Source organism: Streptomyces agglomeratus (assembly GCF_001746415.1).
GTDB lineage: Bacteria > Actinomycetota > Actinomycetes > Streptomycetales > Streptomycetaceae > Streptomyces > Streptomyces agglomeratus.
In genome coordinates this window covers 1,414,846-1,434,538 of sequence record NZ_MEHJ01000001.1, presented here as the reverse complement: position 1 = coordinate 1,434,538, position 19,693 = coordinate 1,414,846, and the positions used below count along the sequence as shown (strand labels likewise).

Genomic DNA, 19,693 nt, shown 5'->3' with positions numbered 1-19,693 from the left:
AAGGAGCGGCCGGAGAACACGAAGCGCGTTGCTGAGGCAACGGAGCGGGGGGAGAAACAGTGTCGGACAACAGAACCGGAACCCGGGAAGCATGGCTGGCGGCTCGGCTGGAACTGCTCGAAGCCGAGAAGGACCTGACGCGGCGCAGTGACGAACTGGCGCGCCGGCGACAGGAACTGCCCTGGGTTCCCATCGTCAAGGAGTACCGCTTCGAGACCGACGAGGGCGGGGCATCGCTCACCGATCTCTTCGCGGGGCGCTCGCAGTTGCTCGTCTACCACTTCATGTTCGGACTCGACTACACGGCAGGGTGCACGTTCTGCTCGGCGATCGCGGACGGCTTCGACGGCGCCGTCGTCCACCTCGCGAACCACGACGTGACGCTCTGCGCGGTGTCGCAGGCCCCGCTGGAGAAGCTCCAGGCGTACAAGCGGCGGATGGGCTGGAGCTTCCCGTGGGCCTCCACGTCCGGTGGCGACTTCACCTACGACTTCCAGGCGTCGCACACGGAGGAGGAGTGGCACGCGGGGGCCGTCGAGTACAACTTCCGCACGACGGACTTCCGGCTGCCGGAGGGCGCCGAGAGCGCGGGGTTCGACGAGATCGCGTTGAGCGTGGGAACGGACTGGGCGACGTACTGGCGAGAAGGGGCCGGCATGAGCGCGTTCGTGCTCCGGGACGGCGTCGTCCACCACACCTACTCCGCGTACGCGCGCGGGGTCGACAGCCTCTGGGGCATGTACCAGTGGCTCGACCGCGCGCCACTCGGTCGCAACGAGACCAGTTTCTGGCTGCGCCGCCACGACGAGTACCAGAGCTAGCTCGAACCGGCTCCGGCCGTGCGGCCCGTTCGGCGGCCGCGCGGAAGGGCACGGTCAACGCGCCGCGACCACCGGCGGTCCACGAGTGGGCGCACGTCGCACCCGACGCAATTCCGCGGCGTGTGCTCACATCGGGTCATACGTGGGGATACTCAGGACATGTCTGCCGACTACGCGACTTTCGGGCTGTCTCCGGCGATGCGGGCCGGTGGTGTTCTCGTCAACGGGGACTACCAAGTGCACCGCGATTTCATGGACTTCGTCATCGACGGCCGCCCGCTGCTCCACCAGCTCTCCGACCTGGACGCGGTGTCACCGCTGGCGGCCGACGTACCGCCCGCCGTCTTCACCGCCCAGGTGCGCGGTCTGCTGCTGGAAGCGGACGCGCCCCTCCCGCAGAGCAGGTACGTCATCTACGGCTGCCCCGAGTGCGAAAGCCTGGAGTGCGGCGCGGTCACCGCCGTGATCGAACGGTCCGGGGACGATTTCGTCTGGCGGGACTTCGCCTGGCAGACGTCCGAGGTGGCGGACCTCGACCGGAACGGCTACCACGGGATCGGTCCCTTCCGCTTCCGTGGCCGGGAGTACCGGACGGCGCTGGAGCTCCTCCTCGCGGCCGGCGACGAGGAGCCGCCACCCCGCCGCAGGGTTCTCCTGATCGGCGCGAGAGTGGACGTTCTGGCGAAGCTCGCCGCCGCGCTGCGCACGATCAACATCGGCGCGGACATCACCGGCGACGCGGCCGGCGTACCGCCCGAAGAGCTGCGGGCGTACGGAGCGGTGGCCTTCGGCAGGGCCGTCGACGAGCGCGTACGCGCCTCGGTGCGGCAGGCGTTCGAGGGCGCCGGCGCCGACGTCGTCTACGTGGACGGCCTCGCCCCCATCACCCCGCTCCTCGTCGCCCAGATAGAGGCGGCCCTGGACCGCAGCCCACCGGAGCGGCGCCGTCTCGCCCGGCTGGCGGCGCGGCGCGGCGAAGCGGACGTCGTGGTGACGTCCACCTGCCGGGTACAGCTCATCGCGTACCGCCTGGACCGGCTGTACCGGACCCACACCCAGGAGGTCTTCGACGGCGTGCTGGAACCGGGGGAGCACCGGATCCCGCTGGACGGCCGGGCGACGAAGGGCCAGTCGTTCGTCGTGGCCCGAACGGCCGGTGCGGTACTGACAGCCCCCATGATCCACTGACGGGGCGCACCCCTCGGACCACATCTGCCGACGGTCCCGCGCCGGGCGCTCGGTAGGATCGTCCCCTGATGACTGCCACTCTCGTCGCCAAAGATCTCGCCGCAGGCCACGGCGACCGTTCCCTCTTCGCCGGGCTCGACCTGGTGGTCGCCCCCGGCGACGTGATCGGCCTCGTGGGCGTGAACGGCGCGGGCAAGTCCACGCTGCTGCGCCTGCTCGCCGGACTCGACACCCCCGAGGCGGGCGAGCTGCGGCTCTCGCCGCCCACCGCCACCGTCGGGCACCTCCCGCAGGAGCCCGAGCGCCGCGAAGGCGAGACGGTACGGGCCTTCCTGGCCCGGCGTACCGGAGTGGCGGCCGCCCAGAGCGCCCTCGACGCGGCCACGCAGGCGCTCGTCGACGAGACCCCGGGTGCGGACGACGCGTACTCGGACAGCCTCGACCGCTGGCTCGAACTGGGCGGCGCGGACCTCGACGAGCGGGCGGAAGAGGTGGCCGCGACCCTGGGCCTGACCGTCGGACTCGACCAGCCGATGACCGCCCTGTCCGGCGGCCAGGCGGCCCGCGCCGGACTGGCCTCGCTCCTCCTGTCCCGCTACGACGTGTTCCTCCTCGACGAGCCCACGAACGACCTGGACCTGGACGGCCTGGAGCGCCTGGAGCGCTTCGTCTCCGGTCTGCGGGCCGGCACGGTGGTCATCAGCCACGACCGCGAATTCCTCACCCGCACCGTCACCAAGGTCCTGGAGCTGGACCTGGCCCAGCAGCAGATCAAGCTGTACGGCGGCGGCTACGCGGCCTACCTGGAGGAGCGCGAGACCGCGCGCCGCCATGCCCGCGAGGACTTCGACGAGTTCGCGGACAAGAAGGCCGCGCTGGAAGGCCGGGCGCAGATGCAGCGCGGCTGGATGGACAAGGGCGTCAGGAACGCCCGCCGCAAGGCCACGGACAGTGACAAGATCGGCAAGAACCTCCGCAGCGAGGCGAGTGAGAAGCAGGCCGCCAAGGCGCGCCAGACGCAGCGCATGATCGAGCGCCTCGACGTCGTGGAGGAGCCCCGCAAGGAGTGGGAGCTGCGCATGGAGATCGCCGCGGCCCCGCGCTCCGGTGCGGTGGTGGCAACGCTGCGCGACGCGACCGTCGCGCGCGGCGACTTCGACTTCGGCCCGGCGTCCCTCCAGATCGACTGGGCCGACCGCGTGGCGATCACCGGGGCCAACGGCGCGGGCAAGTCCACGCTGCTGGCCGCCCTGCTCGGCCGCCTTCCGCTGGACGGGGGCCACGCGTCACTCGGCCCCGGCGTCGTCGTCGGCGAGGTCGACCAGGCACGCGGCCTGTTCTACGGCTCCGAGTCGCTTCTGGACGCCTTTTGCGCCGCGGTGCCCGACACGGAACCGGCGGAAGTACGCACCCTCCTGGCCAAGTTCGGCCTGCGCGCCGCGCACGTACTGCGCCCCGCCACCACGCTCTCGCCGGGGGAGCGGACCCGCGCCGCGCTCGCACTGCTCCAGGGCCGGGGCGTGAACCTGCTCGTCCTCGACGAGCCGACGAACCACCTGGACCTGACGGCGATCGAGCAGCTGGAGTCCGCACTGGACTCGTACGAGGGCACGCTGCTCCTGGTCACCCACGACCGCCGCATGCTGGACGCGGTCCGTACGACCCGCCGCATCGAAGTGGCGGACGGCAAGGTCACCGAACTCTGAGGCAACGGCCCCCCCGGCCCCCGGAGCTCTTCGGGCGTGTCCCCGGTCGCCGGACGGACTCGTGGCGCGTCTGTCCGGCGACCGGAGGGCCGGGGCCCCGGGGGCGAGCCCCCGGTTCAGCCCCGCTTCGGGTCCGTCAGCCCCGCCCGCCGCAGCGCGTCCGCCATGGCACTGTTCGACGGCGCCGGCGCCTGCCGCGCACCACCGCCACCGCCACCGCCACGCCGTTCACCGGCACCACCAGCGCCACGCCGTTCGCCGCCACCGCCACCGCGACGCTCTCGGCCGCCCTGCCGCTGCGCCGGCGGACGGCCACCCGGACCGCCCCGATCCCGCTTCGCCTCGCCGCCGGGCGCCGTCGCCGCCACCTCGTCCTCCAGCCGCAGCGTCAACGAGATCCGCTTGCGCGGAATGTCGACATCCATGACCTTCACCCGCACCACGTCACCCGGCTTCACGACGTCGCGCGGGTCCTTGACGAAGGTCTTCGACAGCGCCGAGACATGGACGAGCCCGTCCTGGTGGACGCCCACATCCACGAACGCCCCGAACGCGGCGACGTTCGTCACCACACCCTCCAGGATCATCCCCGGCTCCAGGTCACCGATCTTCTCGACACCTTCCTTGAAGGTCGCCGTCCTGAACGCGGGCCGGGGGTCGCGCCCCGGCTTCTCCAGCTCCTTCAGGATGTCCGACACCGTCGGCAGCCCGAACTTGTCGTTCACGAAATCGGCGGCCCGCAGCGACCGCAGCACGGCGGTGTTGCCGATGAGCGTGCCGACCCCGCTGCCCGCCGTCTTCACCATCGCCCGCACCACCGGATACGCCTCGGGATGCACGCTCGACGCGTCCAGCGGGTCTTCGCCGCCCTGGATCCGCAGGAAGCCCGCGCACTGCTCGTACGCCTTGGGGCCGAGCCGCGCCACATCCTTCAGCCCCTTGCGGGACCGGAACGGGCCGTTGGCGTCCCGGTGCGCGACGATGTTCTCCGCCAGCCCCGAGCTGATGCCCGACACCCGCGAAAGCAGCGGCGCGGAAGCCGTGTTGACGTCGACACCCACACCGTTGACGCAGTCCTCGACCACCGCGTCGAGCGAGCGCGACAGCTTCACCTCCGCCAGGTCGTGCTGGTACTGCCCGACACCGATCGACTTCGGGTCGATCTTCACCAGCTCGGCGAGCGGGTCCTGGAGCCGCCGCGCGATGGACACGGCGCCGCGCAGCGACACGTCCATGTCCGGAAGCTCCTGCGAGGCGAAGGCGGACGCCGAGTACACCGACGCACCCGCCTCCGAGACCATCACCTTGGTGAGCTTCAGTTCGGGGTGCCTGTCGCACAGCTCACCGGCGAGCTTGTCGGTCTCGCGGGACGCGGTGCCGTTGCCGATCGCGATGAGCTCGACGTCGTGCTTCTTGGCGAGCCGCGCCAGCGTCGCCAGCGACTCGTCCCACTTGTTCCGGGGCACATGCGGGTAGATCACATCGGTCGCGACGACCTTGCCGGTCGCGTCCACGACGGCGACCTTCACGCCCGTACGGAACCCGGGGTCGAGCCCGAGCGTCGCCCGCGTCCCGGCCGGGGCCGCCAGCAGCAGGTCACGCAGGTTCGCCGCGAAGACGCGCACCGCCTCGTCCTCCGCCGCCGTACGCAGCCGCAGCCGCAGGTCGATCCCGAGGTGCACCAGGATCCGGGTCCGCCACGCCCACCGCACCGTGTCGCCCAGCCACTTGTCGCCGGGACGGCCCTGCTGGGAGACCCCGAACCGCCGGGCGATCATGTTCTCGTACGTGGAAGGCCCGGTCGCCTCCGAAGCCGACGGCTCCTCGGGCTCCAGAACCAGATCCAGTACGTCCTCCTTCTCGCCCCGCAGCATGGCGAGCACCCGGTGCGACGGCAGCGCGGTGAACGGCTCGGCGAAATCGAAGTAGTCGGCGAACTTGGCGCCCGCCTCCTCCTTACCCTCCCGGACCTTCGCGACCAGCCGCCCGCGCGACCACATGCGCTCGCGCAGTTCACCGATCAGATCGGCGTCCTCCGCGAAGTTCTCCGTCAGGATCGAGCGGGCACCGTCCAGGGCGGCCTGCGCGTCGGCGACGCCCTTCTCCGCGTCCACGAACGCGGCGGCGGCGGCCGTCGGTTCCACCGAAGGGTCGGCCAGCAGCCTCTCGGCCAGCGGTCCGAGCCCCGCCTCCCGCGCGATCTGCGCCTTCGTACGGCGCTTGGGCTTGAACGGCAGGTAGATGTCCTCCAGCCGCGCCTTGGTGTCGGCGGCCCGGATCCGCGCCTCCAGGGCCTCGTCCAGCTTGCCCTGTTCGCGTACGGACTCCAGGACGGCGGTCCGCCGCTCCTCCAGCTCCCGCAGATACCTCAGCCGCTCCTCGAGCGTGCGCAGCTGCGCGTCGTCGAGCATCTCGGTCGCTTCCTTGCGGTAGCGAGCGATGAACGGCACGGTCGAGCCGCCGTCGAGCAACTCGACGGCGGCCCGGACCTGCCGCTCCTTTACGCCGAGCTCCTCGGCGATCCTGCCTTCGATGGACGTCGTCACGATGTTCCCGACTCGCCTTCTCCTGCGGGCTGTGCTTGAGCCTGCATTGTGCAGCGTTGCCGGGCCTTCTGTCGCGCGCGCCCTGCGGCGGGGCCGTCAGGCGCGCCGCGCGCGTCCGCCGCCGCGGGACGCGGTGCTCGACGCGCCTCCGAAGAGCTTGGCGACCAGCCGGAAGGGCAGAGTCACCACTGTCGCGATGGCCGAGCCGATCATCCGCAGTCCATCTGCAATCGCACGCAACACGTTGAACCTCCTGCTGTCTCGGTGTCCGACACACATCACGTTGTCCGACACAGCACGGGTGTCCGTCATCGCGTCGCCCAAACGCCCTGAGCAGCGGGTGCTGTTCCGGGCGGGGTCACGGTGACGTCACTGGCCGGTGAGATCCGCGGGGAACGCGCCCGCCCCCAGCGCGACCGCGAGGAACCCCCGGCCGAGCTCGGTGAGCCGCTCCGTGCCCTGCGCGCCGAGGTGCTCGTACGGCGCCGAGTCGAGCCGGTCCGTCACCTCCTCCAGCTCGGCGCGCAGCGCGGTGCCCGCCTCGGTCAGCCCGCCCCCGGCATCCAGGAGCCCGCGATCCCGCAGCCGCGCCGACGCCGCCTCCCAGTCCGTACGGCTCCAGCCGCGCGTCGCCAGCGTCCAGCGCGGCGACATGCCCTTGCCCGTCGCCGTGTGGCTCACCAGCGCCTCCAGCGGGTCGAGCCCCGCGGCGAGCAGCGCGGCCAGGTGGCCGTCCCCGCGGTGCTCGCGCAGCAGAGTGGCGGCGTGCCAGTACGCGAGGTGGGGCCGCTCCGGGACCGGCAGGTCGGCGTGCGCGGCGTACAGCGGGCGCGCGTGGCGGGTGCACGCCTCGGCGGCGCGCAGGGCGAGCCCGGCGGCCTCCGCCATCTCGTCGGAGGCGAGCGCCTCCGCGCCGAGCAGCCGGCGCAGGGTGGTGTCGACGGCGCGCAGGCGCGCCTCCAGTACGACGCCGGGCGAGGCGGTGCGCCACACCTCGGGGACGTGACGCGCCACGAGCTCGTGGTTGAAGTTGTAGAAGGCGGCGGTGATCACACCCGCCCCGACCGCGCCCATGGCGGCGCCGCGGCCCGCGAAGTAGGCGGCGTTGCTGTCCTCGATACCCACCCCCGCCAGCTCCTTCGTGAAGTCCGGGGAGAAGTACACGGTCGAGTGGAGCGGATTGAGGGCGTTGTGGCAGCGGCGGCCGGCGCGCGCGGGAAGGGAAGTCATGTCCGTACGCTACCGACTGGTCAGTACGTCGGGAAGCGTCGGGGCCCCATGGCAGGAAAGGTGGGGTACTCGTCATTGCGGACGCGCCGGGCGCCCTCAAGGATGGCTGCATGACTCAGCGGTCCGAACGATCCGTCCGAACATCCCGGTCTGTCGTCGTCGTCCTGTTCGACGACGTCCAGAGCCTGGACGTGACCGGCCCGGTGGAGGTCTTCGCCGGCGCCGCCCTGGAGGCCGCCGGCGGGCACGGCGCCGCGGACGCCGCGTACCGCATCCGCACGGCCTCGCTCGACGGCGCGCCCGTCCGCACCTCCAGCGGGCTGACGCTCGTCCCCGACGGCGCCCTCGACGCCGAGCCCGCGCCCCACATCCTCCTGGTCCCCGGCGGCAGGGGCACCCGCACCCCGGACCCGCGCCTGATCGACTGGCTCCGCGAGAACGCCCCCCGCGCCGAGCGTCTGGTCAGCGTCTGTACGGGAGCGCTGCTGCTGGCCGCGGCCGGGCTGCTCGACGGCCGCAGAGCCACCACCCACTGGGGAGTGAGCGAGCACCTGGCCCGCACCTACCCGGCCGTCGAGGTGGACCCGGACCCCATCTACGTACGGGACGGCAACGTGGCGACCTCGGCCGGGGTCACCGCGGGCATCGACCTGGCGCTCGCCCTCGTCGAGGAGGACCTGGGCCGGGACATCGCCCTCACCGTGGCCCGCCATCTCGTCGTATTCCTCCGGCGCCCGGGAAACCAGGCCCAGTTCAGCGCCCAGCTCGCCGCGCAGACCGCCCTGCGCGAACCTCTCCGCGAGGTCCAGCAGTGGATCACCGAGCACCCCGGCGACGACCTGTCGGTCGAGTCGCTGGCCGGCCGCGCCCGCCTCTCACCCCGCCAGTTCGCCCGCGCCTTCCGGTCCGAGACCGGCACGACACCGGGCAAGTACGTCGAACGCGTACGCCTGGAGCACGCGCGGCGGCTCCTGGAGGACTGCGCGGACGGCATCGAGGAGATCTCCCGGGCCTGCGGCTACGGCACTCCCGAGGCGATGCGCAGGGCCTTCGTGAAGAGCCTCGGCACCGCACCCGCCGAGTACCGCCGCCGCTTCCGCCCCCAGACCACACCCCGTTGACAGCACGGACAGCACGGACAGCACGGATAGCACCGACAGCACGGACAGCACTGCCAGGACGCCCGGCCCCCGGGCCGGCGAAAGGGACATCATGCCGCAAATAGCCATCCCCCTCTTCGACCGCTTCACCGCACTCGACGCGGTCGGCCCGTACGAGATGCTCTGCCGCCTGCCGGACGCCGAGACCGTCTTCGTCGCCGAGCGCACCGGGCCCGTGCTCAACGACCGGGGCGACCTCGCGCTGGTCGCCGGCAAGACGTTCGCCGATGTCACCGGTCCCGACATCGTGGTCGTGCCGGGCGGCCCCGGTCAGTCGGGCCAGATGGAGAACCAGGCGCTGCTCGGCTGGCTGCGCGCCGTCGACGCCACCACCGCCTGGACCACGTCGGTCTGCACCGGCTCGCTGCTCCTGGCCGCCGCCGGACTCCTCGTGGGCCGCCGGGCCGCCTCGCACTGGTTGGCCCTGGACACCCTGAAGACCTTCGGCGCGCGGCCCACCACGGAGCGCGTGGTCACCGACGGCAAGTACGTCACGGCGGCGGGCGTCTCGTCCGGCATCGACATGGGTCTCACCCTGCTCGGCAGGATCGCGGGCGACGAACACGCGATGGCCGTGCAGCTCCTGACGGAGTACGACCCCCAGCCGCCGTACGACGCAGGATCGCCGCAGAAGGCGCCGGCCGCGCTCGTCGAGGAGTTCCGCGGCAAGAGCCGGTTCATTCTCCAGTAGGTCCCGGCGTCCAGGTGAAGCGGGGCGTGCGGCGCTCCAGGAAGGCGGCGACACCCTCGGCGGTGTCGCCGCCGGCGCGCGCCTGCCCGGCCCAGTACGCGTCCCGGTCCTCCCGGCCGTCCGCGAACTCCTTCGCCGCCGCCTGGGTCAGCTGCGAGCGTGACACCAGTACGCGCGTGAACGCGGCCACCCGGCCGTCCAGTTCACTCGCCGGCAGCACCTCGTCCACCAGCCCGGTGCGCAGCGCCCGCTCCGTGCCGATCAACTCGCCCGAGAACAGCAGGTGTTTGGTGGCGGAAGGCCCCACCAGCGCCACCAACCGCCGGGTCGACGACGCGGCATAGACGATGCCGAGCTTCGCGGGCGTGACCCCGAAGGACGCGCCCTCCTCCGCGAACCGCAGGTCGCAGGCGGCGGCCAGCTGGCTGCCACCACCGACGCAGTACCCCCTGACGGCCGCCAGCGTCGGCTTCGGAAACGCGGCCAGAGCGTCCTCGGCCCGCACGGCGAGCCCCTGCGGAGAGTCGCCCTCGCGCAGCGACGAGATGTCCGCGCCCGCGCAGAACGTGTCCCCGGCCCCGGTCAGCACGAGCGCCCGTACGCCGCGGTCCCCGGCCAGCCGCTCCAGCAGCCCGGGCAGCGCCGCCCACATCCCGGCCGTCATGGCGTTGCGCTTGGCGGGATTGCTGATGACGACGGTGGCTACCCCGTCCGCGACGGTGTGCTCAAGCTGCGGCTCCATGCGCCGGATGCTATCCGGACGGTACGAACCTATGATCAAGAAGGGGCCGAGAAGCGGACACTGGCGCGTGTGAAGGAGTCGCTCATGGCCGGTCGCGCAGCAGACACACCCGAGGCCAGGAAGCTGAGCCGCGGCTTCGGCCGGCTGACCGTCCTCGGCGCGGTTCTCGTGCTGGGAGGAATCGTCGGCCTCGTCTACACGGCGGTCGCCACCCTCACCTCGATGATCCTCTTCGGCTGGCTGCTGCTCGTCGGCGGCCTGGTCGGGCTCCTCCAGGCGGTCCAGTCGCGCGGCTCGAACTTCTTCTGGCTCGGTGTCGTGGTCGCCGCCCTCAACATGGCGGCCGGAATCGTCGTCATCCGCCACCCCGAGGGCACCGCCGAGGCACTGACGATGTTCGCGGCACTGCTCTTCCTGACCGGCGGCGTCTTCAGGCTGGTGGGCAGCGTGGTGGTGCGGGGCCGCAGTTCGGCTGGACGCTGGTGCAGGGCGCGTTCGGCCTGCTGCTCGGAGTCCTCGTGCTCCTGGACTGGCCGCACAGCAGTCTGTACGTACTCGGCTGCTTCTTCTCGCTCGCGCTGCTCTTCGACGGGCTCGGCCTGATCGCGATCGGAACGGGTGGCCGTCAGATGGTCAATATGGTCACGTCAAGGCCGTCGACCGATCAGGAAGAGACGCAGAGCTGACGTCATCGTGGGCCAAGCCGTCAGAATCTGTCGAATGCGGCTGACTTCTGTTCAGTGACGGGGCCCGGCTCTCCGGGTTCTCAACACTTCGATGCGTGGTGACGAGAGAAGACGCACCGGCAGGGTACGAAGGAGTCTGGCGCTTCACCGCCCCCGCGGCGGACGCCTCCGTACCGGAAGCCAGACACGCGGTCCGCGATCTGCTGAACAGGCAGGGCGTACCCGTCCACGACGATCTGGTGCAGGACCTGCTGCTCATCGTCTCCGAGCTGGTGACCAACGCCGTACGCCATGCGGCGCTGCTCTCCCCGCAGCTCGCCGTCGAGGTGGCGATCGGCACGGAGTGGATCAGGGTGTCCGTCGAGGACAACCATCCGTACCGGCCCAAGGCGCTGGAGCGTGACTACGCGCAGACCGGGGGGCGTGGCCTGCTGCTCGTGCGGGAGATCACCACCGAGGCCGGAGGGGTGTGCGACATCGAGCACACCGCGACCGGCGGCAAGGTCATCTGGGTCGCACTGCCGCTGTCGGGTGCGGCCGTCACCAGCCCGCGGCCGGGCCCGTCAGCTCTCTGATCGCCGGCCGCGCCGCGTCCAGCACGGTCATGAACCACGCCGAGAACGGCGCCCGCGCGTGCCGCTCGGCCAGCTCGTCCGGCGTCACGAAAGCCGTCTCGCCGACCTCCTCCGGGTCGGGCCGCAGCGCGCTCTGCGCCATCCCGACGAAGAGGTGGTTGTACTCCTGCTCGACCAGCCCGGAGTCCGGGTCGGGGTGGTTGTAGCGGACGGTGCCCGCCTGGGCGAGCAGCGACGGGGAGATGCCCAGCTCCTCGTGCGTACGACGGGCGGCCGCGGCGAACGGCGACTCCCCGGGGTAGGGGTGGCCGCAGCAGGTGTTGGACCAGACGCCGGGGGAGTGGTACTTGCCGAGCGCGCGGCGCTGGATCAGCAGCCGTCCCGTCTCGTCGAAGAGGAAGACCGAGAAGGCGCGGTGCAGGCGGCCGGGAGCCTGGTGCGCGGAGAGCTTCTCCGCGGTGCCGATGGTGTTGCCGTCCTCGTCGACCAGCTCGAGCAGGATCTCTTCCGCTGTGCCGTTCGACGAGCTGTTCGCGGCGGTGACTGGTGTGCTCGGCATGACCATCCTTCGCTTCGGTACCCGGCGTCCAAGTCTGCCGTACAAAAGCGTCTTGTCCGTACTTCGCGGAACGTGCCGCATGTCCGCCCCCGCCGCGCGAAGCGGCGGGGGCGGACGGCGCGTCAGCTCAGGACCGCGGAGGGCCGCAGTACATAGCCGGTGTAGCCGTACTCCGTCCCGTGGTCCGCGCGCACGGCGATCTCCTCGCGGGTGAGGGCGAGCGCCTGCTCCATTCCGGGCGTGGCGGGGTCCGCCGCGTCGGCGCGGGCGCCGAGCGGGACGTAGTATTCGTCCCAGTCGCTGTCGGGCTGCTCGTACACCCCGAGGACGGCGTAGCCGGCCGCGACGGCCGCGGCCGTGTTCCCGGACCGGTCGCGCATCGCGGGATAGTTCGCGTCCCAGAACGCGCGGGCGCCGAGTGACGGCTCGCCGGAGGTCCACTCGCACTCGGTGACGACGAGCGCGCCGCCGGGTGCGACGAGGCGCCGCCACTTGTGCAATGCGGTGTCGAAGCCGATGCTGTAGGCGGAACTCTCCGCCCAGACGAGGTCGAACACCCCGTCGGGGAAGGGGAGTTCGCCCATGTCACCCTCGACGGTACGGATCGAACCGCTCAGCCCGCGCGCCTCGGCGGCGCCGCGCAGCTCGGCGAGGAACGGCGCGTACAGATCGACGGCCGTCACCTCGGCCCCGTACTCCGCCGCCAGCAGCAGCGAGACCCGGCCGGGGCCGCAGCCCAGGTCGAGCACGCGCGGACGCCGCGGCAGAGGTCCGGCGAGGGAGAGCAGGTGGCGGGTGGTGCGGTCGGAGCCGGGGCCCTGGCGCGGAAGCCCGCGGTGCAGGGTCATGAAAGCTTCGAACATGGCGTTGTCGGTCAACGTGGGAAACCCTTTGGTCAGAGGGCTCCGGCCGACGCGCCGCGAAAGGCGCGAAGGATCGACGCGAACGATCGCGATGAAAACGATGCGAAGAAAACGATCGCGAGGAAGGGGTCAGCCGAGAGCCCGGGAATTGAGGATGAACCGGACACTGCTCGCAGCAGCATCGACCGTGACGGTCATCAACCTCAGCTCCCCTCATCGTGTCCCCGAGACCCGAACGTCTCTGCGAAGACCTTAACAGTCCCGCCCCGCTCAGTGGCAGAGTCTCGCCTCGTGCTCGGCGTGACCGCTCGGCTCCAGCTGGAACGTGCAGTGCTCGACGTCGAAGTGGTCACCGAGGCAGCCCTGAAGGGCGTGCAGCATCTTCTCGTGCCCGACCGAGTCGAGATAGTCCTGGCTGACCACGACGTGCGCGGACAGGACCGGCATGCCCGAGGTGATCGTCCAGGCGTGCAGGTCGTGCACGTCGTCGACGCCGGGCAGGCCGAGTATGTGCTCCCGTACCTCCGTCATGTCCACACCCTTGGGTGCGATCTCCAGAAGCACACTCAGCGTCTCCCGCAGCAGCTTCCAGGTGCGCGGCACGATCATGAGGCCGATCACCAGGGACGCGATCGGGTCGGCGGCCTGCCAGCCGGTCGCCATGATGACGCCGGCTGAGACCAGCACGGTGACCGAGCCCAGGGTGTCGGCGACGACCTCCAGGAAGGCGCCGCGCACATTGAGGCTGTTCTTCTGTCCCTGTATCAGCAGGGACAGCGAGATCATGTTGGCGACGAGACCGACCAGGGCGAAGACGATCGCCGTACCGCTCCTGGTCTCCGCCGGGGTGATGAAGCGGTCGACCGCCTCGAAGAGGAGGAAGCCGCCGACGCCGAGCAGCAGCAGACAGTTGGCGAGCGCGGCGAGGATCTCGGCCCTGGCATACCCGAAGGTGGCCTTCGCGGTGGCCGGGCGGTTGGCGAAGTGGATCGCCAGCAGCGCCATCGCGAGTCCGAGCGCGTCCGTCGCCATGTGGGCCGCGTCCGCGATCAGCGCCAGCGAATTGGCCAGCAGACCACCGACGATCTCGACCGTCATGACGGTCAGGGTGATGCCGAGCGCGATACGCAGCCGCCCCTTGTACGCGGCGGCGGCCGTGCCGGTGGGCGGCGGCCCACCGTGCGTATGCCCGTGATCGTGCCCAGCCCCCATGAAGGACGCCTCCCCGGTCGTGTGAACGGTCTGTCCGAGGTGCCAGTGAACTACGGGCGGGGGGTATGTGCAACACGGGACTGAACACCGTTGTCATATGCTCTGACCTGCGGAAATGCCCGCAGGTCAGAGCGATGACACGATCAGTTCCGGGCGGCTTCCGGGTGCCGGAGGAGCCAGCCCTCCCAGGCCGACGCGATCATCTCGCGCACCCCTCGCCCGGCCGTCCAGCCCAGCTCCTTGGCGATCAGGTCGGACGAGGCGACCGCCTTCGCCGCGTCACCGGGACGGCGCGGCTCGACCACCGGAACGAGCGAGGAACCGGTGATCTCGCCCACCAGCTCGGCGAGCTCGCGCACCGAGACGCCTTCGCCGCGTCCGATGTTGAACGTCATGTCCGTCTGCTCGTCGCGCGCGGTGAGCGCCCGCGCGACCGAGAGATGGGCGTCGGCGAGATCACAGACGTGAATGTAGTCACGGACACAGGTGCCGTCGGGCGTCGGATAGTCGTCCCCGAAGATCCGCGGCGCCTCACCGCGCGTGATCCGGTCGAAGAACATCGGGATGATGTTGAACACCCCGGTGTCGGCCAGCTCCGGCCTCGCCGCGCCGGCCACGTTGAAGTAGCGCAGGCACGCCGTGGAGAAGCCGTGCGCCCGCCCGGCGGCCCGCACCAGCCACTCACCCGCCAGCTTGGTCTCGCCGTACGGATTGATCGGCACGCAGGGAGCGTCCTCGGAGATCAGCTCCGCCTCGGGGATGCCGTACACGGCGGCGGAGGAGGAGAAGAGGAAGCGCTTCACCCCGGCGGCCGCGACGGCCTCCAGCAGCACTGTGAGCCCGTACACATTCTCCCGGTAGTAGAGCAGCGGCTGCTCGACCGACTGCCCGACCTGCTTCTTCGCCGCGAGATGCACCACACCCGTGACCTCGTGGCCCGCGAGCGTACGGTCGAGCAGTTCCCGGTCCAGCACCGAGCCGCGTACGACCGTGATGTCCGCGGGCAGGCGCTCCGGCACCCCGGACGAGACGTCGTCCAGGACGACCACCCGCTCACCCGCCGCCGCCATGGTCAGCGCCACATGCGCGCCGATGTAACCCGTCCCACCCGTGATCAGCCATGTCATAACGGCCACCCTAGGGCGTCCGGGGACCACCGGCGGTCGCGGTTTGTGGGGCGGGGTACCCATCGACCAAGATGATCTCGGTGGGCCGCCCGGGTCCCGGTCCGGTCTTATCGGGGCGTTAACGGGCCGTGAATTCCCGCTTCCGTACATCCGATAGCCTCTGCCGACATGCCTTCGAGCCCGTGCCGGGCCGGAAATGCCGCATGCCACGCAAGGCCAGCCCCTGCCCAGCGCCAAGGAGTGAGTTCGTCTGTCGACCGCCATCCTCACCGGTCCGCCGGTACCCGGATCGCCGCTCGAGGGCGATCTGCGGTCGCTGGGATTCGACGTACGGTCCGCCGCCGACGCGGAGGAGACCGCGAAGCTCCTCGACGCGACACCCGCCGGTGAGCGGGTCGCCCTCGTCGACCCGCGCTTCGTCGGCCACGTCCACTCGCTGCGCCTCGCGCTCACCGACCCCCGCTTCCCGGCCGCCGCGGCCCCCGGCGCGCTCACCGCGCAGCCCGAGGCACGCGCCGCGCTGGCCCGCGCCGTGCGCGGAGCCACCGGGCCGGACGCCGTGGCGGGGCCGGACGCCGTCGCCGCCGCCCTCGACGCGGACGGCGCCGACGTGCGCCGCCCGGAGCTCGGCTCGCTGGTCGCCGTCGTCGCCACCGGCGAGGACGAGCGCGAGCGCGCCCGCGCGGCCGTCGCCGCCGTCGACGAGGAGGCCGTACGGCTGCGTACGGCGGTGAAGTCCCGCGACGGTTTCTTCACCACCTTCTGCGTCAGCCCGTACTCGCGCTACCTCGCCCGCTGGTGCGCCCGCCGGGGCTTCACCCCCAACCAGGTCACCACCGCCTCGCTGATCACCGCGCTGATCGCGGCCGGCTGCGCGGCGACCGGCACCCGCGGCGGCTACGTCGCGGCCGGCGTGCTGCTGCTCCTCTCCTTCGTCCTGGACTGCACCGACGGGCAGCTCGCCCGCTACTCGCTCCAGTACTCGACGATGGGCGCCTGGCTCGACGCGACCTTCGACCGCGCCAAGGAGTACGCGTACTACGCGGGCCTCGCGCTCGGAGCCGCCTGGGGCGGCGACGACGTGTGGGCGCTGGCGCTCGGCGCGATGGTGCTCCAGACTTGCCGCCACGTCGTGGACTTCTCCTTCAACGAGGCGAACCACGACGCCGAGTCCAACACCAGCCCCACCGCCGCGCTCTCCGACAGGCTCGACAGCGTCGGCTGGACGGTTTGGGTACGGCGCATGATCGTCCTGCCGATCGGCGAGCGCTGGGCGATGATCGCGGTCCTGACCGCGGTCACGACCCCGCGGATCGTCTTCTACGCCCTGCTCGTCGGCTGCGCGCTCGCCGCCCTCTACACCACGGCCGGCCGCGTCCTGCGCTCGCTGACCCGCAAGGCACGGCGCACCGACCGGGCCGCGCAGGCGCTCGCGGACTTGGCCGACAGCGGACCGGTGGCCCAGGCCGTCGCGGCCCGCGGGCCGCGCCTCAAGGGCGCCTGGACCGCCCCGGCCGTCGCCGCCGTCGGCGCCGTCGCCCTCGTGGTCGCGGCGCTCACCCAGCCCGTGGGCAGCCCCCAGGTGATCATCGCGGCGGTCTTGTACGCCGTGCTCTCGGGCACAGCCGTCGCGCGCCCCCTCAAGGGCGCCCTCGACTGGCTCGTCCCGCCCGTCTTCCGGGCCGCGGAGTACGGCACGGTCCTCATCCTCGCCGCCCGCTCGGAGGTGGACGGGGCATTGCCGGCGGCCTTCGGGCTGGTGTCGGCCGTCGCCTACCATCACTACGACACTGTGTACCGCATCCGGGGCGGCACAGGCGCGCCGCCCCATTGGCTGGTGCGGACGATCGGCGGCCACGAAGGCCGGACGCTCGTGGTGGTGGTACTCACCACGCTCCTGGCGACGCAGAACACAGACCTCACCTTGGCGCTCACGGCCCTCGCTGTGGCCGTGGCGCTCGTGGTGCTCACGGAGTCCATCCGCTTCTGGGTGTCCTCCGGAGCACCCGCAGTACATGACGAAGGAGAACCCGCATGATCGGCCTCGTACTGGCTGCCGGCGCCGGCCGGCGTCTGCGTCCCTACACGGACACCCTCCCGAAGGCCCTGGTGCCCGTGGACGGTGACACGACCGTCCTCGACCTGACCCTGGGCAACTTCGCCGAGGTCGGCCTGACCGAGGTCGCCATCGTCGTCGGCTACCGCAAGGAAGCCGTCTACGCGCGCAAGGAGGCCCTTGAGGCGAAGTACGGCCTCAAGATCACCCTGGTCGACAACGACAAGGCCGAGGAGTGGAACAACGCCTACTCCCTGTGGTGCGCCCGTGACGTCCTCAAGCGGGGCGTGATCCTCGCCAACGGCGACACCGTCCACCCGGTCTCCGTCGAGAAGACGCTGCTCGCCGCCCGAGGCAAGGGCCAGAAGATAATCCTCGCCCTCGACACGGTGAAGAACCTCGCCGACGAGGAGATGAAGGTCATCACGCAGGACGGCAAGGGCGTCCAGCGGATCACGAAGCTGATGGACCCGGCCACCGCCACCGGTGAGTACATCGGTGTCACGCTCATCGAGCCGGAGGCCGCCGAGGAGCTGGCCGACGCGCTGAAGACGACGTTCGAGCGCGACCCCGACCTCTACTACGAGGACGGCTACCAGGAGCTGGTCAACCGCGGCTTCACCGTCGACGTGGAGCCTATCGGCGAAGTGACGTGGGTCGAGATCGACAACCACGAGGACCTCGCGAAGGGCCGTGAGATCGCGTGCCAGTACTGACCCGGCTCATCCCGTCCCCGGTCGTCGTCGACATCGGCTGCGGCGCCATGGACGACCTGGCCGGCCTGCTGGCCGACCAGCGGATCTCCGCGTCCGGCAAGCTGGCGATCGCGACCAGCCCCGGCTCGGGCCAGGCCCTGCGCGAGAAGCTCGCGCCGGTGCTGCCCGGGGCCGACTGGTACTCCGTCGCCGACGGCACCATCGACTCCGCGGTCAGGCTGGCCGACGGGATCAAGGGCAAGCGGTACGACGCCGTGGTCGGCCTCGGCGGCGGCAAGATCATCGACGTGACGAAGTACGCGGCCGCGCGGGTGGGCCTGCCGATGGTCGCCGTCGCGACGAACCTCTCGCACGACGGTCTGTGCTCGCCGGTGTCCATCCTGGACAACGACAACGGCCGCGGCTCGTACGGCGTCCCGACCCCCATCGCCATGGTCATCGACCTCGATGTGATCCGGGACGCCCCGGTCCGGTTCATCCGGTCCGGGATCGGCGACGCGATCTCCAACATCTCGGCGATCGCGGACTGGGAGCTGTCCCACCGCCTCCACGGCGAGCCGATCGACGGACTGGCCGCCGCCATGGCCCGTACGGCGGGAGAAGCCGTACTCCGCCACCCCGGCGGGGTCGGCACCGACGAGTTCCTCACGGTCCTCGCCGAATCCCTCGTGCTGTCCGGCATCGCCATGTCGATCAGCGGCGACAGCCGGCCCTCGTCGGGCGCGTGCCACGAGATCAGCCACGCCTTCGACCTGCTGTACCCCAAGCGGGCCGCGAGCCACGGCGAGCAGGTCGGCATCGGCGCCGCCTTCGCCATGCACCTGCGGGGCGCGCACGAGCAGTCCGGCCTCTTCGCCGAGGTGCTGCACCGGCACGGCCTGCCGGTGCTGCCGGAGGAGATCGGGTTCAGCGTCGACGAGTTCGTCAAGGCCGTCGAGTACGCGCCGCAGACCCGCCCGGGACGCTTCACGATCCTGGAGCACCTCAACCTGTCCGCCGACCAGATCAAGGACGCATACGCCGACTATGCAAAAGCCATCGGTAGCTGAGCTCCGACCGGTCGTTCACCCCCCGGGTGTGAAGGACCGGCGCAGCGGCGAGCACTGGGCCGGCCGGCTCTACATGCGCGAGGTCTCCCTGCGCGTCGACCGGCACCTGGTGAACACACGGGTCACGCCCAACCAGCTGACCTATGTGATGACCGTCGCGGGTGCCCTCGCCGCCCCGGCCCTGCTCGTACCGGGCGTCACGGGCGCCCTGCTCGGCGTGCTGATGGTCCAGCTCTATCTGCTGCTCGACTGCGTCGACGGCGAGATCGCCCGCTGGAAGAAGCAGTACTCGCTCGCCGGGGTCTACCTGGACCGCGTCGCCGCCTACCTGTGTGACGCGGCGGTCCTCGTGGGCTTCGGCCTGCGCGCCGCCGACCTGTGGGGCGAGGGGCGCGTCGACTGGCTGTGGGCCTTCCTCGGCACCCTGGCCGCGCTCGGCGCGATCCTGATCAAGGCCGAGACCGACCTCGTCGGCGTCGCCCGTCACCAGGGCGGCATGCCGCCGGTGAAGGAGTCGGCGTCCGAGCCGCGCTCGTCCGGGATGGCGCTGGCCCGCAAGGCCGCCGCGGCGCTGAAGTTCCACCGGCTCGTCCTCGGGGTCGAGGCGTCCCTGCTGATCCTCGCCGCGGCGATCGCGGACAGCGTCCGGGACGACCTGTTCTTCTCGCGGCTCGGTGTCGCCGTCCTCGCGGGGATCGCACTCCTGCAAACCCTGCTCCACCTCGTGTCCGTCCTCGCCTCCAGCAGGCTCAAGTGACGGCCGCGG

17 protein-coding genes and 2 pseudogenes are annotated in these 19,693 nt (G+C 71.3%); 11 read left to right on the top strand and 8 right to left on the bottom strand.

All coding sequences use genetic code 11. The annotated features are described in order from the left end of the window. Nucleotides 1–59: 59 nt before the first annotated feature. From AS594_RS05930 to AS594_RS05920, 3 genes are all read left to right on the top strand, one after another. A complete protein-coding gene (locus AS594_RS05930; RefSeq protein ID WP_069933348.1) occupies nt 60–821 on the top strand; it encodes a DUF899 domain-containing protein in 762 nt (253 codons plus the stop codon). Between the two features lie 159 nt (nt 822–980). Further along, nucleotides 981–2,009: an oxidoreductase gene (locus AS594_RS05925; RefSeq protein ID WP_069926015.1), complete on the top strand. Its 1,029-nt coding sequence runs from the start codon at nt 981–983 to the stop codon at nt 2,007–2,009. A 68-nt stretch (nt 2,010–2,077) separates the two neighbouring features. Beyond that, nucleotides 2,078–3,715, top strand: coding sequence for an ABC-F family ATP-binding cassette domain-containing protein (locus tag AS594_RS05920; RefSeq protein WP_069926014.1), 1,638 nt, complete (start codon nt 2,078–2,080; stop codon nt 3,713–3,715). Between the two features lie 116 nt (nt 3,716–3,831). Here AS594_RS05920 and AS594_RS05915 read toward each other — a convergent pair whose 3' ends face one another. From AS594_RS05915 to AS594_RS05905, 3 genes are all read right to left on the bottom strand, one after another. Then, the gene (locus AS594_RS05915; RefSeq protein WP_069926013.1) at nt 3,832–6,261 is read right to left on the bottom strand and encodes a Tex family protein; all 2,430 of its coding nucleotides are present in this window, start codon (nt 6,259–6,261) and stop codon (nt 3,832–3,834) included. 96 nt (nt 6,262–6,357) lie between these two features. Continuing rightward, the gene (locus AS594_RS44500; protein WP_167367988.1) at nt 6,358–6,504 is read right to left on the bottom strand and encodes an LPFR motif small protein; all 147 of its coding nucleotides are present in this window, start codon (nt 6,502–6,504) and stop codon (nt 6,358–6,360) included. Between the two features lie 126 nt (nt 6,505–6,630). Next, the gene (locus AS594_RS05905; protein WP_069926011.1) at nt 6,631–7,491 is read right to left on the bottom strand and encodes an SCO6745 family protein; all 861 of its coding nucleotides are present in this window, start codon (nt 7,489–7,491) and stop codon (nt 6,631–6,633) included. Nucleotides 7,492–7,601: 110 nt separating this feature from the next. Between AS594_RS05905 and AS594_RS05900 the strand changes: the two genes are divergently transcribed. Both AS594_RS05900 and AS594_RS05895 read left to right on the top strand, forming a co-directional pair. Further along, nucleotides 7,602–8,612 (top strand): GlxA family transcriptional regulator, encoded by a 1,011-nt coding sequence (locus AS594_RS05900; protein WP_069933350.1) that lies wholly within the window; start codon nt 7,602–7,604, stop codon nt 8,610–8,612. A gap of 91 nt (nt 8,613–8,703) precedes the next feature. Beyond that, nucleotides 8,704–9,342: a DJ-1/PfpI family protein gene (locus tag AS594_RS05895; protein WP_069934976.1), complete on the top strand. Its 639-nt coding sequence runs from the start codon at nt 8,704–8,706 to the stop codon at nt 9,340–9,342. Here AS594_RS05895 and AS594_RS05890 read toward each other — a convergent pair. Further along, complete coding sequence (locus AS594_RS05890; protein WP_069926008.1) at nt 9,329–10,084, bottom strand: enoyl-CoA hydratase/isomerase family protein; 756 nt, start codon at nt 10,082–10,084, stop codon at nt 9,329–9,331. The genes AS594_RS05895 and AS594_RS05890 overlap by 14 nt on opposite strands. An 84-nt stretch (nt 10,085–10,168) precedes the next feature. Here AS594_RS05890 and AS594_RS05885 point away from each other — a divergent pair. Next, nucleotides 10,169–10,770 (top strand): annotated as a pseudogene (locus AS594_RS05885) (HdeD family acid-resistance protein). A gap of 95 nt (nt 10,771–10,865) precedes the next feature. Further along, the gene (locus AS594_RS05880) at nt 10,866–11,345 is read left to right on the top strand and encodes an ATP-binding protein (RefSeq protein WP_069926007.1); all 480 of its coding nucleotides are present in this window, start codon (nt 10,866–10,868) and stop codon (nt 11,343–11,345) included. Here AS594_RS05880 and idi read toward each other — a convergent pair. The 4 genes and pseudogenes from idi to galE form a co-directional block, all read right to left on the bottom strand. Continuing rightward, entirely contained in the window at nt 11,311–11,904 is a 594-nt protein-coding gene (gene idi / locus AS594_RS05875; RefSeq protein ID WP_069930304.1) for an isopentenyl-diphosphate Delta-isomerase, read from the bottom strand. The two genes, AS594_RS05880 and idi, sit on opposite strands and share 35 nt — an antisense overlap. Nucleotides 11,905–12,041: 137 nt before the next feature. Continuing rightward, nucleotides 12,042–12,752, bottom strand: a pseudogene (locus AS594_RS05870) (class I SAM-dependent methyltransferase); the annotation flags it as partial. 285 nt (nt 12,753–13,037) lie between these two features. Next, on the bottom strand, nt 13,038–13,979 hold the full coding sequence (locus AS594_RS05865; protein ID WP_069933351.1) for a cation diffusion facilitator family transporter: 942 nt from the start codon (nt 13,977–13,979) through the stop codon (nt 13,038–13,040). Nucleotides 13,980–14,122: 143 nt separating this feature from the next. Further along, the gene (gene galE / locus AS594_RS05860) at nt 14,123–15,106 is read right to left on the bottom strand and encodes a UDP-glucose 4-epimerase GalE (protein WP_069933352.1); all 984 of its coding nucleotides are present in this window, start codon (nt 15,104–15,106) and stop codon (nt 14,123–14,125) included. A gap of 250 nt (nt 15,107–15,356) precedes the next feature. Between galE and AS594_RS05855 the strand changes: the two genes are divergently transcribed. The 4 genes from AS594_RS05855 to AS594_RS05840 are packed head-to-tail and all read left to right on the top strand — an operon-like array spanning nt 15,357 to nt 19,684. After that, nucleotides 15,357–17,144 (top strand): DUF5941 domain-containing protein, encoded by a 1,788-nt coding sequence (locus AS594_RS05855; RefSeq protein ID WP_069933353.1) that lies wholly within the window; start codon nt 15,357–15,359, stop codon nt 17,142–17,144. Next, the gene (locus AS594_RS05850) at nt 17,141–17,878 is read left to right on the top strand and encodes a phosphocholine cytidylyltransferase family protein (RefSeq protein WP_069926003.1); all 738 of its coding nucleotides are present in this window, start codon (nt 17,141–17,143) and stop codon (nt 17,876–17,878) included. The genes AS594_RS05855 and AS594_RS05850 overlap by 4 nt, the downstream gene beginning before the upstream one ends. Continuing rightward, nucleotides 17,866–18,927 (top strand): iron-containing alcohol dehydrogenase family protein, encoded by a 1,062-nt coding sequence (locus AS594_RS05845; protein ID WP_069933354.1) that lies wholly within the window; start codon nt 17,866–17,868, stop codon nt 18,925–18,927. The genes AS594_RS05850 and AS594_RS05845 overlap by 13 nt, the downstream gene beginning before the upstream one ends. Then, nucleotides 18,905–19,684 (top strand): CDP-alcohol phosphatidyltransferase family protein, encoded by a 780-nt coding sequence (locus AS594_RS05840; protein ID WP_079148481.1) that lies wholly within the window; start codon nt 18,905–18,907, stop codon nt 19,682–19,684. The genes AS594_RS05845 and AS594_RS05840 overlap by 23 nt, the downstream gene beginning before the upstream one ends. Nucleotides 19,685–19,693: the final 9 nt, after the last annotated feature.

Excerpts from the sequence above, each read along its gene's own strand:
- AS594_RS05895 (WP_069934976.1), top strand. The coding sequence starts at position 8,704 with ATGCCGCAAATAGCCATCCCCCTCTTCGACCGCTTCACCGCACTCGAC.
- AS594_RS05900 (WP_069933350.1), top strand. The coding sequence starts at position 7,602 with ATGACTCAGCGGTCCGAACGATCCGTCCGAACATCCCGGTCTGTCGTC.
- AS594_RS05925 (WP_069926015.1), top strand. The coding sequence starts at position 981 with ATGTCTGCCGACTACGCGACTTTCGGGCTGTCTCCGGCGATGCGGGCC.
- AS594_RS05840 (WP_079148481.1), top strand. The coding sequence starts at position 18,905 with ATGCAAAAGCCATCGGTAGCTGAGCTCCGACCGGTCGTTCACCCCCCG.
- galE (WP_069933352.1), bottom strand. The coding sequence starts at position 15,106 with ATGACATGGCTGATCACGGGTGGGACGGGTTACATCGGCGCGCATGTG.
- AS594_RS05890 (WP_069926008.1), bottom strand. The coding sequence starts at position 10,084 with ATGGAGCCGCAGCTTGAGCACACCGTCGCGGACGGGGTAGCCACCGTC.
- AS594_RS05865 (WP_069933351.1), bottom strand. The coding sequence starts at position 13,979 with ATGGGGGCTGGGCACGATCACGGGCATACGCACGGTGGGCCGCCGCCC.
- AS594_RS05905 (WP_069926011.1), bottom strand. The coding sequence starts at position 7,491 with ATGACTTCCCTTCCCGCGCGCGCCGGCCGCCGCTGCCACAACGCCCTC.
- AS594_RS05920 (WP_069926014.1), top strand. The coding sequence starts at position 2,078 with ATGACTGCCACTCTCGTCGCCAAAGATCTCGCCGCAGGCCACGGCGAC.
- AS594_RS05850 (WP_069926003.1), top strand. The coding sequence starts at position 17,141 with ATGATCGGCCTCGTACTGGCTGCCGGCGCCGGCCGGCGTCTGCGTCCC.
- idi (WP_069930304.1), bottom strand. The coding sequence starts at position 11,904 with ATGCCGAGCACACCAGTCACCGCCGCGAACAGCTCGTCGAACGGCACA.